Annotated in this window: 15 protein-coding genes; 1 reads left to right on the top strand and 14 read right to left on the bottom strand. The window is 50.9% G+C overall.

Translation table 11 applies throughout. The annotated features are described in order from the left end of the window. The 6 genes from Q0Y09_RS11570 to Q0Y09_RS11545 all read right to left on the bottom strand — a co-directional run. Positions 1 to 707: tyrosine-type recombinase/integrase (locus Q0Y09_RS11570; RefSeq protein WP_367184387.1), on the bottom strand; the 707-nt coding region annotated here is incomplete at its 3' end. Between the two features lie 11 nt (positions 708 to 718). Continuing rightward, complete coding sequence (locus Q0Y09_RS11565) at positions 719 to 1858, bottom strand: site-specific integrase (protein ID WP_297721764.1); 1140 nt, start codon at positions 1856 to 1858, stop codon at positions 719 to 721. 56 nt (positions 1859 to 1914) lie between these two features. Further along, entirely contained in the window at positions 1915 to 2121 is a 207-nt protein-coding gene (locus Q0Y09_RS11560; protein WP_297721761.1) for a hypothetical protein, read from the bottom strand. Beyond that, complete coding sequence (locus Q0Y09_RS11555; protein WP_297721758.1) at positions 2118 to 2441, bottom strand: DUF6809 family protein; 324 nt, start codon at positions 2439 to 2441, stop codon at positions 2118 to 2120. The genes Q0Y09_RS11560 and Q0Y09_RS11555 overlap by 4 nt, the downstream gene beginning before the upstream one ends. Before the next feature lie 508 nt (positions 2442 to 2949). Beyond that, complete coding sequence (locus Q0Y09_RS11550; protein ID WP_297721755.1) at positions 2950 to 3354, bottom strand: helix-turn-helix domain-containing protein; 405 nt, start codon at positions 3352 to 3354, stop codon at positions 2950 to 2952. A gap of 38 nt (positions 3355 to 3392) precedes the next feature. Continuing rightward, a complete protein-coding gene (locus Q0Y09_RS11545; protein WP_297721752.1) occupies positions 3393 to 3605 on the bottom strand; it encodes a helix-turn-helix domain-containing protein in 213 nt (70 codons plus the stop codon). A gap of 336 nt (positions 3606 to 3941) precedes the next feature. Here Q0Y09_RS11545 and Q0Y09_RS11540 point away from each other — a divergent pair, with 336 nt between their 5' ends. Further along, positions 3942 to 5021: a DUF6076 domain-containing protein gene (locus Q0Y09_RS11540; RefSeq protein WP_297721749.1), complete on the top strand. Its 1080-nt coding sequence runs from the start codon at positions 3942 to 3944 to the stop codon at positions 5019 to 5021. Between the two features lie 117 nt (positions 5022 to 5138). Here the strand turns inward: Q0Y09_RS11540 and Q0Y09_RS11535 are convergent, their stop codons facing one another. From Q0Y09_RS11535 to Q0Y09_RS11500, 8 genes are all read right to left on the bottom strand, one after another. Further along, entirely contained in the window at positions 5139 to 5726 is a 588-nt protein-coding gene (locus Q0Y09_RS11535) for a rhomboid family intramembrane serine protease (protein ID WP_297721747.1), read from the bottom strand. A 14-nt stretch (positions 5727 to 5740) separates the two neighbouring features. After that, positions 5741 to 6940 (bottom strand): toxic anion resistance protein, encoded by a 1200-nt coding sequence (locus Q0Y09_RS11530; protein ID WP_297721744.1) that lies wholly within the window; start codon positions 6938 to 6940, stop codon positions 5741 to 5743. 11 nt (positions 6941 to 6951) lie between these two features. Next, the gene (locus Q0Y09_RS11525; protein ID WP_297721741.1) at positions 6952 to 8310 is read right to left on the bottom strand and encodes a leucine-rich repeat domain-containing protein; all 1359 of its coding nucleotides are present in this window, start codon (positions 8308 to 8310) and stop codon (positions 6952 to 6954) included. A gap of 18 nt (positions 8311 to 8328) precedes the next feature. After that, positions 8329 to 10395 (bottom strand): protease Lon-related BREX system protein BrxL, encoded by a 2067-nt coding sequence (gene brxL, locus Q0Y09_RS11520; RefSeq protein ID WP_297721767.1) that lies wholly within the window; start codon positions 10393 to 10395, stop codon positions 8329 to 8331. Between the two features lie 53 nt (positions 10396 to 10448). Beyond that, a complete protein-coding gene (pglZ, locus tag Q0Y09_RS11515) occupies positions 10449 to 12977 on the bottom strand; it encodes a BREX-1 system phosphatase PglZ type A (RefSeq protein WP_297721739.1) in 2529 nt (842 codons plus the stop codon). Between the two features lie 25 nt (positions 12978 to 13002). Beyond that, the gene (locus tag Q0Y09_RS11510; RefSeq protein ID WP_367184386.1) at positions 13003 to 13974 is read right to left on the bottom strand and encodes a hypothetical protein; all 972 of its coding nucleotides are present in this window, start codon (positions 13972 to 13974) and stop codon (positions 13003 to 13005) included. 30 nt (positions 13975 to 14004) lie between these two features. Then, a complete protein-coding gene (locus Q0Y09_RS11505) occupies positions 14005 to 14802 on the bottom strand; it encodes a hypothetical protein (protein WP_297721736.1) in 798 nt (265 codons plus the stop codon). 77 nt (positions 14803 to 14879) lie between these two features. Further along, positions 14880 to 15238: hypothetical protein (locus Q0Y09_RS11500; protein ID WP_297721734.1), on the bottom strand; the 359-nt coding region annotated here is incomplete at its 5' end.

Below are 15238 nucleotides of genomic sequence, written 5' to 3'. Positions count from 1 at the left end.
GTCTTTTCATTCAGGTCCTCCCATCGGAGAGCCAGGATCTCACCCCGGCGCAGGCCGGTGGTCAGCTCCAGCAGGAACAGTTCATACATTCCCTCCTCCTTGGCCTGAAGAAGGAACCGTTGGATCTCCTCCCCGGAGAGGATCTTCATCTCCTTTTGCTCCGGCGGTGGCAGCTTGCAGCCCAGGATGGGGTTCTTTTTGATAAGGCCATCTTTGATGGCTCGTTCCAGGGACATCCGTACCACATGGTAGCAGCTGCGTACCGACCGCTCCGACATTCCCGGTCCCTTGGTGTCCAGATGGATCTTCCGGCCATTGGCTTTCATCTCGTTCAGGAACTTCTGACAATCGGCCTGGGTCAGCTTGTTCAATGGGATCTGCCCCAGCGCCGGGATGGCGTGGACATAGATCCACTCCTCGTATTCCTTCTGTGTGGTGGCCCGGATCGTTGGCTGGCAGTGGTTCTCGTACCAATAGCCGATCCAGTCCCCGAAGCGCATATTGGGCTTGACCTTGAAGGGTTCCACCGTGCCGCAGCCATCTTGGAGCTGCTTCAGCTTTTCCAGGCACTCCGCCTTTGTTTTGGCCAGCACACTTTTGGTTTTGGCCTTTCCGTTTTCATCGTAGCCTACGATGTGCCGCCCCTCCCAGCGGCCGTCCTTCCGCAGTCGGACAGTGCCTTGACCATTCTTCCGTTTCCGTGCCATGTTTCTGCCTCCTACACCATGAATTCTTCCATGAAGCCGCCCACGATCTCTGATGCCCTTCGGTGCATATCCCCGGTGACATGGGTATAGGTGTCCAGCGTGAAGGAGGTCTGGGTGTGGCCCAGGATCCCGGAGAGTGTCTTGGCGTCCACCCCGCTGGTGAGGGCGTGAGTAGCGAAGGTGTGCCGCAGATCATGAAATCTCAGATCAGGGAGTCCGGCCTCGGCCAGCAGTCTTTTCATCCGGTTGTAGCCGCTGCTGGGCATGATTGGATCCTCCGGATGGAGTGGGTTGGGGAAGATCCATTGAGAGATCGCTGTTCGCTTTCGCTCCGTCAGAATCTGTACCGTGCTGGGCGGTAACCTGATGATCCTTCGCCCCTTTCCGGTCTTGGTATCACCTACATAGTAGCTGCCGCCCCGTTTCCCATGCAAGGTCCTGCGGATGGAGAGCGTCCCTTTCTTCTCGTCGAAGTCGCTCCACATCAGCCCACACAGTTCTCCCCGCCGCAGTCCTGTGGTGATCTCCAGATAGAAGAAGTCGTGCCACTGACTGTCATGTTTGATGGCCTCCATGAACTGCTCCAGCTGTGCGTCATTGAGGATGGTCCTGGGTGTAGACTCTTTCTTGGGGAGCGTCACATCCTTTGTGGGATTTTTTACGATGAGATGGCGGTCCACCGCCACATCCATTGCCTGATGCAGAACACCGTGGATCCTCCGCACCGTGGCGCCCGCCAGCGGACCGCCATCCGCCCCACCCTCCTTTTTCAGCTTTCGATACAGCTTCTGGACATCTCCGGCAGTGACCTTGCGGATCTCCTTATCGCCCAGATAGGGAACGATCTTGTCCCTGACATAAGCCCGGTAGCCCTCAAAGGTGGAGGGTCGCACGGAGGGCTTCGCACACTCTGCCAGCCAGATCTCCAGCCATTCGCCCAGTGTCATCCGGCAGTCCTCTGTCAGTTCTGCCCCATCATATTCCTCCATGCACCGGTGCAGTTTTTCCAGAAGTTCCTTCTGGGTCCCGGCGGAGAGGTAGTGGAAGATGGGCGCCCCATTCTCCTTGTGGCCGATGACGATGCGCCCCTCCCAGCGGCCATCCTCACGTTTTCGTACCATGCCATCACCAGATGGTCTTCGCTTTGCCATGTTTTTTCACCTCCGAGGTTTTTTATCTTTGATTTGCATCGCAGGATTTGCGTGGACTACCGAATGGGCGGGAACCTGTGGGGCTCCGCCACCCACTGGAACAGTACTGCGCCGCAGCGGCGACAGATCAGACAGCGCATCCGGTTGCCCAGGATGCCATGCTTCTTGAAGGTGACGATCCCCTCGCCGTGTTGCCAACCCATTCCCAGATCTTTACTGCCACAGTAGCGGCACTGGCGGATGGGCAGTTGGTTCGTGGTCATCCTTGTCCCTCCCTCCGTTTATCTCCGCGGAGCAGTTCCACCAGACTGCCATCGTCTTCGTCCAGCGCTTCCAGGATCAGACGCGTTCCCAGACGGAAGCCCAGGATGAAATTTTCCAGAGCCAGCGTACTGCCGATCTCGTTCTCCGCATTGATGAGCCGCAGCAACAGACTGTGGGCTTCGCCCTCCAGCAGTTTAGTGAGTTGCTCCTCGCTCTCCTGCGACTGTTCCATCGCTTTCATCAGGGATGTGCCGGAACGGATCTGGCGGTCGTATGGCGTGATGTTCCCGTAGTACAGGTCTTCCAGCGTCTCTCGCATGGTGTGCCACCTCCTTATCAGCAACACACCATACCACAGAAACGGAAAATAGCCACAGCAAATGCGTTTTGTTATCAAACAATTCACAATATTCGGCAGAGCTAAAATCGGCTCAAAACGGGCCAATATCCCCGAGGTGACCCCCGCGGGTACACCTCCGAACCCCTTGATTTCAGCGGGCTTGCGGGATTTCCTCCTCCATTCCGGCCACCTGTGACGCCCAAATTGGCCAAAACCGACCACCTTAGACCCCCGCCTCCAAAACCCCGCAATCCCTTGTGCCGCCCCGCTTTGCGGGACGGTGTGACCGGCAGGAGGGGCGCTTGCGACCCCCTGCCTTTATCCTGCACTAAAATCGACCGACTGCTGCACCTGCACATTTTGCTTCGGGAGAGACGGACGCTTGGCACACAGCCCGCACACCGTGCCCTGCATCTTGGACGGGATTGTACCCCACCAGCATTGCCATCGCCGCACACAACGCATCACAGGCCGCACAGCGCCGTGGTCACGCGCTCCGCTCTTTGTCAGGTGTAACGAACTCAACACCAGACTTCTCCGCCTGCCCCTGCGCCCGCCGTTGAGCTGCTGCCTGTTCCAGCGCAGACAACTGCCGCGCGTGATAGAGAGCGATCGCGTTTTGGATCGGCAGGATGGTGTACCGGAGACAGCCATTGCGCTTGAGGCCGTCTCGGGTGATGACGTCGGTGCGCTCCGTGGTAATGAGGCCGTGTTCCTCCAGCTGGCCTACATACTTGGCCACGGTGTTGACCGAGATCCCCAGCTTGTCTGCGATGGTGGGGTAGCTGACGATGCACTGGTAGGTAGTTCGATCCTCGATCCGCAGCAGGTAGGCGTAGATGGCCAGTTCATACACGTGGAGCCCTAACTCGAACACCGCGTTAGGGAGCATGAAGAAATATTTCTTCACATCTCGCTTCTGATTTCCCATCAGCCCTGTCCTCCCTTCGTGTGTGCAGAGATCCATCTCCGCAGTTCCTCCTTGGGGACCACGATGCGCTTGCCAATGCGCAGAGAGGGGAAGTCCTCCTCTTGAACCAGCTCGTAGGCACTGGCATCTGATATACCCAGTAGGTCAGAGAGCTGTTTCATATTCAGCATCAGCGGCAGATCATCGTAGCTTTTGTAGATTGACTTTTTCAAAACAGTTACCTCCATAAATTTAGACTCAGAGAAAAATAATTGCGTTTCGGAGGTCGTTCTGGTAAACTGAACAGCAGATCAGGCTGTGTTTTCCGAAACGCAGCGGGCCGTCAGACTGTTGCAGCAGTTTGGCGGCTTTCTTTTTTCAGCGGACCATGCTTCATCACCTTCTTTTCTTCTGAACTGATTTTGACTTTCTGCGGATGAACCGGATTGATTTATTTCTATCAATCAGGTACAATCAGAGCATAGCACAGGGAAAAGGCCAAGCGCAATAGCTTCGCCGGTTGTTGGGTACACAACGGAAAGTCCATCGGAAACAGGGTGAGGGAAACTATGATCTATGATAACAACCGCTTCTTCGAACGGTTCGATGTGCTGTTCGGGAAGAAGAGTAGCATCGTGGCAGGGGAAGAATATCCGCTGGGCTTCTTTGCAGCGGAGGTCATGGACATGGACGCCGCAGTGCTCGAGGAATTAAAAAAGCTGACCCAACAGGCCAGCCAGGAGTTTGATGTGTTTCTGACCGCGCGGACAGCATCCAGCGCAGGGATGGCAGTTCAGGCGTTGGACCAAGCCTGGGAGCTTGTCAGGCAGCTTCCCCTGTACAACAAGATCCCGTACCGGGAGGGGCGTGGAAGTTCGGTCAGCGGCGTTGTCTATGAGCTGCGCGGCGATGAGCAGAAGCTGGACCAGATGCTCACAGTGGGGACAGCAGAGAATGAACTGTTGCGTCGTTGGCACGGGGTGTATAACCGCCTGGCAGACGATCTTCAGCGGTTTCGGTACGACACAGACGATATGCTGACTGATTATTTCGAGGAGCTGCCATCCCGCAGACCGGAGGCCTATGCGGCGGCATTCGAATCGTGTATGGCATCCTTCCGGGAGATCTACATGCAGACGGAGGACGAGGAGGACCTTGCGTACATGAGCGGACGCCGGATCAACTTTCCGGTGGGCATCTCCTTTGTGGTGGAGCGTGACAAAAAGACGGGCCAGCCATTCATGGCTGAGCGGATGACCTTTGAGGACTTGATCAGCTTTCTGTATATGGACTTGTACCGGGGAATGGCTGCTGGCAATGTACCGCGACAGTGTCACAACTGCAGCAGGTGGTTTTTGGCAATCGGCGCATATGACACGGTGTACTGCCAGCGTGTAGCGCCGGGAGAGACGGCCCGCACCTGCCGTCAGGTGGGCGCCCACAGAAAAGAACGGGAGAAGAACGGCAGGGACTTTGCCTGCCGTGAATACGCCAGAGCCTATAACCGGCTGAAAACCTGGAAACAGCGGGGCAAGATCAGCGCGGAGGAATGGAACCGCCGGGTGGCGCACATTCAGGACGTCAAATCGGAATTCTTGGCAGGTGGTATGAGCGACGCGGAGTACACGGCGAAACTGGATTGGGTGTGATCTACTGATTCACAGAAAAAATTACAAAAGCCGATGGGCCAGTCGTGATGACTGGCCCATCGGCTTTTTCTTTGTCTATAGCGTAGCAGCAGAAAGAGCATGGATAACCACTCAATGTTAATGGCTACCCTTGTAACGCGACTTGACATTCAGACCATAGCCAAGCAGACCGCCTATAATGCCACCGATAATATGCGCGAGGTTGGAAATCTGATCAGTCACAAAGATGCCGTCAATGATCTCACGTCCAATAAAGAAGGCTGCCACCAGAACAAAGGTCAGCGGAATTTCGCCCTCCTTGAACGAGGTGAAAGATGACATCAGGATGAATGCAAACACCACGCCGCTTGCACCACACAGAGCAACTGTCGGGAAAAACAGGTAATTTGCAACAGCGGTGACTACTGCTGTGATCGCAATGACTTCCACCAATGTCTTGGAGCCGTATTTTTCTTCAAGCATCGGTCCCAAAAGCAGGAGGTAAGTCATGTTACCAACCAGGTGCGTCCAGTCTCCATGCCCAAACACGTGCGTCACAAAACGCAAATATGTCAGGGGCGAACCCAGAGAAGAGTGATATGTTGAGAAGATCACTTGATTTGCGGCGCCATTTGTCAAGTAATTCAGCAAGGTTGCTACTGCGCAGATGATTGCGAACCACAAAACCACTGGGGCATTAAATGATATCCGGATTCTTTTTTTCATGTCACTCCACAGCTTTATCGAGAACCAGCTTCGAGAAGCGCGGCCTTGAGTTCGTCCTCAATCTTCGCCAGTTCATTCTGTGCGTCCATTCTGCGCTTGGTACCCTCCTCATGGATGCGAACAACCTCGTTGATAGACTTAATGATTTCCTGGTTTACGACCTTCAGTGTTTCGACATCCACAACCGCTCTTTCCGCTGCCGCTGCTGCGTCAATTGCCCCCTGTCTTAGCGTTTCAGCGTTGACACGGAACATCTCATTTGTCATCTCTGTGATAGCGCTCTGGGCATCCAGCGCTCTGCGGCTATGCTCGATGCCAAGGGCCAGCACCATCTGGTTCCGCCACAATGGAATGGTATTGATCACATTGGAGCGAAGCTTATCGACGATCTCCTGATCTGCCTGCTGCAAGAGCCGGATCTGTGGAGCCATTTGAATCGAAACCAGTCTTGTGGTTTCCAAATCAAAAAGCCTCTTTTCGAAACGCGTGCAGGCATCGGAGTAGTCTCTATACAGCTGAATGTCCAGCTGATCCTGAGTTAACTCTGCTTTGTTGCGGAGTTCTACCATTCTTCCATTCCGCGCCAGTTCCAGAGCCTTCTTGCCGGCGATGATATACATCGTCAGTTCCTTATAGTACTCCAGATTCATATCGTACATCTGATCAAAAACATAAACGTCCTTTATCAAAGTCTGTTGATGCACTTGCAAATCTTTTTCAATCTTTCGAATACTTGTTTCTGCACTCTCATAGTTGGAAATCAGATAGGTGACCTTGGCTTTCCCTTTCTGGAAAAGGCCAAAGATTCCCTTCTTTTCAGGTGCTACGGTACTGCTGATCGCCACACGCAGTTCTCTTAAACTATCGCCAACTTCCCCAAACTCCTTGGGCTTCACATAGCTCGTGATGGAGGTGGAGAATGAGGAAATTCCTTTCTGCGCACCCGAACCATATGAGTTGAGTAACTTGACATCAGTGACATCAATTTGCTTGCAGAACTCATCGATCTGCTTGCGCTCCTCTTCGCTCAGCATGGATTCGTTCATGGACCCAGCCGCAACATTCGATTCCTGGGGCACAGACATTGCTGCCATAGAAGGGATCGCGAAGCCGGTATCAACCGATTTTCCTTCTGCATCCAAGGAAAGCTTGGGCGTCTTGACCTTGTCAAGTTCGCTATTGATCTCTGCCTGAGTTGCATTTATCTCTGCCATAACGCTTCCTCCTAATTGATTTTATATGTAGAGTCAACATATCCCTCTTGATTCATAATTGCATCCAGCGCTTTGGCCTTAGCCTTGATTTCGATAGAAGCAAACTTGTAGATCTCGTTGATCTTCTCGTTGATTGCCAGCAGGAGTGTTTCGCCTGCTGCCATCACTTCCTTTTCTGCGCTGTCAACGATTGCTTTTCCCACTCTGTCATCTATGTATCCAAGGAATGTTGTCGTAATATGAATTACTTCCGGAAAGTAGTAGTCATAGAACTGAGCTAAATCAACCTGATACTCATTTTTGTACTTCTCCGCCGTTTTTTCCAAAACAGCGATTCGTTCGATCAGGTTTCCATACAGCAAATGCATGTTAAGCGGCAGTCTGCAAGTCGCAATGATCTTCAATGCCCCGGAATAATCCTGAACGCTTTGATTCGCCAGCAATTTTTCCAGCTCCTCAATTTTCTTTTTGAGGAGACTGCGCGTTTCTGTGGGTTCATGCTGTTCCGGCACTATTGCACTTCGCACTGGGGCTGTTGCAGGCTCCTTGCCAAACAGCTTTTCTAAGATGGGATCAGGTTTCGCATATTGTTCATACACAGAATCGTTGGAAAACGCTACTCTAATCCCATTTGCGGCCGCGTACTCTTCAGCATCGGAACCTCGTTGACAAAGGATCTGAAACTCTGGAGCAACATTCGAAAAAGCGTTTTCTCCAATTGTTCTGACTGATGCAGGAATCACAATCGACTTCAGGGCGCTGCAACCTTCAAAAGCCTCGCTTCCTATACTTTGGATCGTTTCCGGCAATTTGACCACCGAAAGAGAGTCGCACCCTTGGAACATTTTGTCCGCAATCGAGGTAAGATTTAGGGAAATCACAACATCTTTTAACTGCTTGCAGTTAGAAAATGCACCTTCTCCTATCCAATAAACCGTACTTGGAATAACAATCTTTTTCAAACCCGTATCTGTAAAAGCATACATCCCAATCCAGCCAAGCTGTGAAGGAAGGGTTGGAATGTCCAGATTGTAACACCGTTCGAATGCCGATTGTCCGATCTCTTTCAGTGTGTTCGGGAATATTGCCTGCGTCAGTTTCCAGCAGTCTTTGAATGCATAATCGCCGATTGCCTCGATTCCCTCCGTAACGATGATTCTTTGGATATCACTCTCTTCGGCAAAAGATTCTTTCATGATTTGCTTTACTGGAAGTGCCTCATATCGATTGGAAAAAATAATGGTCTCTTTGTTTCGGCCATGAAAGCCGGTGACGCCATAGCCGCCATCAACTTTGGTGTAGCTGAACAAGTCGCCATATTGTGTACCAGCATCCGGCTTATAGTTCGCTTTTGAGGATATATGTTCCATTCCAAACCTCCATAAAACTCAATCCACACCAAGGGCTTTGAATACTGCCTCTGTTGGTGTTGAATAGAAGATCAGGCTGAATGCACCAACCAACTCAGAGGGCACGTTGCCGATATCCGCTGCTGATGTGATCGGCAGTAGCACTTTTTTTGCGCCACTGTCCAGACAGACTTGAAGGACATTTGCCAGGTCTTCAACCTTGAGAATCGTACCGCTGATGCTGATGTCTCCCAACACGGCCAACCCAGTCACGGTGGAACGGGACAGAGCCGCAGAACAAATCGCAATCAGCGTAGGAAGCGCCAGATGCTTTGTCATGCCATTTCCGTTGAGATCCTGGTAATTGATGATGTAGTCCTTGTTTGCGGTGCTGATGTTGCCGCTGATCGCATTTGCGTTGGCTTTCAGATAGTTAAAGGCGGTGTTGGTTGCCTCTTTCGCTTCACGATCTGTACCAATTCCAGTGCGCTCAAACTTGCCGTTGCCAGGGAGCATCTGTGTCTCAAGACGGTAAATACCAATCATGCCGCTTTTGCCTCTGGATACCGTGTAGATATGACCGGGGTTGCAGATGCCATCTGGAATGAGCTTGCCGCCGCCCTGTTCAGGAACAGACACAAAAAATTCCTCAAAGGTTTCATTATCAATGTAGGAGAAATTGACATCATAGAATTCCATGCCGCCAATTTTCTTGAGCTGCTCCTTGACTCTGCGGCGCATCTCCAGAGAAATCGTCAGAATCTCACGGATGTCTTCCTTTCCAAATTCACCATCGGGATACAACAGCTTTACGAAACCAGATACCATCTTCCGCACAGCAATAGTATCACGCTGATTTAGGTTGCTTCCAAGGCGGAAATACCGATCCAGTGCATCGCCGTAGGACTCCTTTCGAAGTTCGCGGAGAAATTCAGATAGATAGTCGGTGATAAATGCGTAGTCGTTGGTGAAACTGTCTGGGCGGAATTTAGGGATCTCCCAGCCGGGTACATAGCAATGCATACGGTCCAAAAAGGCTGTGTCATACGCCATCGCATCCGGAAATGGCTCAAACAGGTGGGAGGTCTTAAGTAGAACCGGAACATCCTGATTGATATTGCCGACAAAAACCATAGACGCCTTGGCAGACTTCTCCTCCTTGCCGCGAGCAAAAGAGCCGGATGCCATATAGTCCTTCATGATCTGTACGCCGTCTTTATCTTTGAATGTGATGCCGGCGATCTCATCAAAGGCAACGCAGTCCCACATACCCACCAGACCGACCTGCTTAGTCCCGATGTTGTAAAACAGATTGGCAACGGTCGTCTGACCACCGGAGACAAGGATGCTGTTGGGGGATACCTCCTTGTAGATGTGGGATTTACCAGTGCTGCGGGGGCCGAGCTCACAGTAGTTGAAGTTGTTTTCCACCAATGCCAGCATGCGGGCCAACAGCAACCATTTTGTCCTCTCGCTGAATTTATCCGGTTCCATACCGGTAGAGCGCAGCATAACAGAAAGCCATTCTTCCTTTGTAAAGGCTTTGCGGCCCCTCTTGACCTCGTCCATATCAATGTGGGGCATCTGAATAGGGGTCAGCTTGCGAATACGAATTGCACTGGCGTTCTTGTCTTCTTCGATAAATTCATACTCCAGCTGGACGATACACCAGATGCCACCGCAGAGCAGACGGTCAAATTTGGAGGGATATTCCGAAGCAATGGGGATATCCTTGATGCCAAGGTTGGAAAACTCCGCTTCGTAGCGGTCTTTTTTGATATTCAGTTTTACAGTAAGCTTATCAATAACGGTATAGGTTCCACGCTCACGCAGCACGGAGAGGATCTTCTGTGCCTCGTCAGGGCGCACGAAGTTATCGGCAAGAATACGCTTGACATTCTCCACGCCTTCCTCAATAATCTCCGGATCATCAGAGCTGCAATATTGGCCAAGGAGGAACTCCAGCACATAGACCGGGACATTAGCTCCCTCCTTGATTTTCTTGGTCAGATCCTTCCGGACAATCTTGCCATCAAAATGTCTCCGCAGTTTCCGATAAATGACGGCATTGGGATCTTCGTTGAAAGAAGCCTCTTCATGTCCCATCATTTCAGGACTTATTTCTCCACGATATGCTTCCATGCTGCATCCTCCGTTAATTAGAACCCAAAATCATTGGCAAAGGCCATGTCGATGCGGACCTCCTGCTTTGTGATCGGGGTGAAATCATTTTCATCGTCATAGATGACGATGTAATACTGTGCGTTGGGATCGTATTTCATATCCTTGAAGCGGAATTTCAGGCGGGAAATGCGCTTCTGAGCGTCCACTTCTTTCTTATCGGCAATCAGCACATTTTCACTGGACACCTTATTGTCCTCAGCATCCACGAAGAAGATCCGGTACTTCCCTTCGTTCACGCTGTCACCCACAGGCTCAGACTGGATGAAGTCCAGCGTGGTAATGAGGTTCGTGATCTTATTCAAGATGCTGACTACGGAAATACCGGCTTTCTGGAACACTTTCTTTTGCTGTCCGGTCTTGGTCATCAGTTCAATGACCGGCACCAGCATTTCCTGCAAGGAGCAGCCGCCATGTACATAGCAACTGCCGCCAGAAGCTTTGAATACATCCGCGCCCAAAGGAACCGTCACCATACGGGGATCGTCATTTCCAAGCATGGCAGACAGAGAATAGCTGGTCACACCATCGGCATCCACAGGATTTGCTCCCACAACATACCGTCTGCCGCCAAAGTCAATATTGGTGCCGCTGGCGCTGATCTTATCGCTTTCGGTCAGCTGATCCCGCTTGTAGATAAAGCCATGATCCGCAGTTACAAGGAAATGTGACGCCGCTTTATTCCTTGCCAGCCGGATCAGTAAGGAGAACACCTCCTGAATGGCTTCCTGACAAGCCACATAGACTTCGTTTTCCGTCAGTTGTTTATCGCCGCGTGCGTCGATTTGATTATGATATATGTAGACAGTGGATACGCCGCGGAATGCCTCTGCCAGCTCCGCAGAACCCATGCGCTCCACATCCTCAAAGAGATAGCAACGGGCATCCGGATCAGCCGCGGCCAAGATCGCACCGCGCTGTGCGGTCGAGGTGCTTGCTGCACCATCTACCATTACCGCAGACGAATCCATATGTAATTGCTTATGAGGCAGTAGCGCCGCCATACCAATCCGCGTGACGCTGGGAAGCACCGAAAGCATGGCGTCCATTTTAACAGAGGCACAATTGGCGTCCTTGGAAAGCGCCTCCATCAGTTCCATGCCGACCTCATAGCGCAAGGCATCGGAGATCAGTACAACCGTCTTGGCGCGGTTCTTGCCACCCAGGTAGCGGTTATAAAAGCGGCGCTGCATGGGGATGGAAAGAGATGCGGTATCGGCCTTGCTGAAAGCTGAGTTCCACGCAAGGCAGATCTTGCTCAAATAATCGTTGGTGTAGACATTTTCCACCAACTGCCGCAGTTGGGCAAAGGGTTCCTTGTCCTCCAGCTGGTCGTAGTAGAAATAGAACTGCCGATGATAAGTGTCGATCCGGTAATCCTTCTCACGGTACTGCCGGATCATGGTATCGGCGTCAGGATGACCGGTGTATTTTGCCTCCTTGAGCATGGCAAAAGCGTTAGTTAGAACCGCGTAGGCTTCGGCATAGCGGTCTGCAAAATGCTTTTGCCCGCGCAGCTCACAGATTTCCGGAATGCTCTTACCCAGCAGAGCCGTACCCAGATCTTCACTGCAAAGCCGCTCCACCATCCACCGGATGATCATCCGGTCAATGCAGGCAAACACATCGCAATCAATGAGCTGCTCCACGGGATAGCCCCTCAGAAGCTCTTCCACCCGCAGAGTCTCTTCCACCTCTGCGGAAATGGCCTCAAATCGATCCTGATACTGGATGTTGTTCATGATGTTCTCCATAAAGACCACCACATTGCCGGTCTTGACAGAAACAAGACTGCTCCAGTCCTTCGGAAGCTCCTTGCCCACCTCTTTCTGCGCGTAGGTCATCAGAAGCGTCATAGCCAGTTTTTCAAGGGTAGGCTCGCTCTCCGTATAACCGAAATGCAGGCTGACCAGCTTCCAAAAGCTGTCCTCCAGATCATACCGCTTGAAATCCACCAGGTACTTATTCTCCTCGAAGCCATCGCCGGTGAGAACAACGCGCACGACCTCCTCGAAGTTCAGCGCCTGCACCCGGCAGAGGACGCTCATCAATCCGACTTCAACCGATTCCTGCGTCCACTGGTCGATCTCCAGCTTGTAGAAGCGGTCGGTACGCTCCTTTGCCTTGAAAAAACCGGCATACTTCTGAAGCACCGGCTTCAGGCTCTCCGGAATCCCCAGATCCACACAGATCAGGGAGATGCGGTCGGCAAAGAACTCCTTGGAGTAGCGAATGGTATCCTCCAAATGGTTGTCCCGAATGGCAGGCTTCGCAAAGGGCGCATACACCAGATAATTGGTGGTGGTGTCCTCGCGCTCCAGGAAATACTTGGTGCGGAACTGGCTGTCCGGTTCCATGACCAGCACCTTGGCATGATTCAATTCCAGATTGGAGATCTCATCGGCGAAGTCTCCATTGGCGTCGTACCAGAAGACCAGCTTCCGCACATCGCCCACGAACTCCCCGTTGAGCTTGTCCGCAATTTGTTTTAAGTTCAGCTCTGCCATGTTGCTTTCCTCTTCTTGTATGTATTTACTTGATTGGCGTCAGGATCGCCAGCTTTTGCCCGTCCGGGGCGGTCTGGACTTTTTCATAGTTCACCTTCACGCCGTCATCCAGATCAATGGATATCCGGGCGAGGGCGAGGTGGGCGATCTTCTGGTCGTAGTCGCGGGTTTCCTTCAGCTGCTTGGTCAGCTTTTCCTTGCGCTTTTCGGCCTGAGCCACCTCGCGGGAGTTGGCGCTGCTGTCAATGGTATCCTGCACGCGCTTCAACTCGTTTTCATAGGCCCGCTGCATCTTGAACAGGTAGTCGGCGCGGATGCGGCCAATGGTGTTCTCGTCATAGCGGTGCATATAGATCAGCGCCTTGAAGCCGTTTTGCTTGCCGCTGTCGAACATCCAGTAGATGGGTCGCTTCTGATAGGTCTTGATGTGGTCCTTGATGAAATCGTTCAGGAAGTAGTTCCGGATGATTTCCCGGCTGGTGGCGCCCTTGCCGCCCAGGGCGTCGGCCACGAATTTCAGGTTTTCCTCCAGCGTGTCCTCGCCGTAGACCGTGCGGACAAACTCCACGAATCGGCCCACAATGTCATCCTTAAAATACTCCACATCGGTGACGGGGATGCAGTTGTCCTCGTCGGGGATGTAGGTTTTGTACTTACTGTCGTCCCACTCGCCGCCGGCGTAGGCCAGCCCCTCCACATCCAGGGAGTAGCGGCCAAACATACAGCCCACGGCGTAGGAGATGAGGGACACGATCTCATCCCGCATGGTGCGGACATAGTTGCTACCCTTCATGGACTCGGGCACATCGTCCTTGCTGTCAAATACCCGATGGACGGTCACATCCTTGTCGGCCACATCGGGGGTCAGCTCGTCCCGCAAACCATAGATGTCGATGAAGATGCGGTTGAGCTCTTCTTCGTTGGCTTTGAGCTGCTGAAAGCGGGCTTCGCATTCTGCTTGCCAGGCGGTGTATTTATCAGAAAGTAGTGTTCCCATATAACCCCTTCTTTTCATGCTATCTTTAGGTTAAATCTCTATTCCAGAAAAAAACTCTTCAATAGGATATAGTTTTCGTTTCAATTTTCCCCATCGTACATAATAATGTTGTGGTGTGTTAATTCTCTTATTTGGCAAAATAATCCGATATTCTTTTTCGACCGAAAAATAACTATCTTTACAGAAAAGAATACGCTTCATGTTGTTTTTCGTTACTGATGTCCTTTTTTGATCGCCGTCACCCATTACCTCAATGCTTGATATTATTTGTTCATTCCTTTTATTAATGGCTCCGGTATTCTGACTGATATATTCAAGCATTTTACGAACATCCCCTTTGGGGGCAAAATCAAAATACCTAACTTGATCGCACATTGTTACGCCGAGTTTACTCACACTATAAAGGAACTGCGCAGGGGAAAAAAATACCCCAGCTGCATCTGCTTTAGGAAAATGACTCTTGATTGTGCCTACAACCGCATTATTTACTTTTAAGAAAGACTTACCGTTTTTTTCTTCAACAAAACAATCACTCGCTTTAATTTGAGTAATACAAAATACGGGTATCTTATATGTATCCTCAAATTGAATATTTGCTTCTACTTTTGGAATATATCCCATCCGTCCAGTAACTTCGTCTATCCATATTGCTTGTCCACTTCCGAATCTTAGAACAGCCTCATAAGCATCTCCTTGCCCTTTTAACCCTGTTTCCTTTTCAATTCCACGAAACTTTTCGGCGTTTGAAAAGTACATTTTTCCATTGAGCAATTGAGCGATATGTTTTTTCTCTCCAAATTTAACAAAAAGAATTATATCGTCGTTCATGTTTAACCTCATATTTAACGGATTACATCTAAGTCCCCATAAAGTATGATGCTGCAGAGATAATTGTGCTGTTTAGTTTATCCACCTTCATCCATTTTACTGTCATCTTCATTCTTCAGCAAAACCGGGGTAATAGAGGCAATATTAGTAATCTCCGCAGTATAGTCTTGGCACAAGGAAAAGGATATCACGATTCTCTGTTCATACTGATTACCAAGCACATCCTCAAACCTAATTGGAACCACAAAAGAATCTTCAATAGGACTTGTTTTGTCCTTTGCTACTCTTATAATTTGCACCTCTACTGTTTTCCCTGGTGGTGCTACCATATTGTCGTAAGTAAAATCTTTGTAACAACGATAATAAGCTGTTTCGCTTTCACAAATTGGATGATTTAGCATAACTCCATCAATTTCGTCCCATTTTATATATGGGG

Source organism: Intestinimonas sp. (genome assembly GCF_026169115.1).
Taxonomy (GTDB): Bacteria; Bacillota; Clostridia; order Oscillospirales; family Oscillospiraceae; genus Intestinimonas.
The sequence above is the reverse complement of the archived record's forward strand: the minus strand, read 5'-3'. Positions and strand labels throughout refer to the sequence as shown.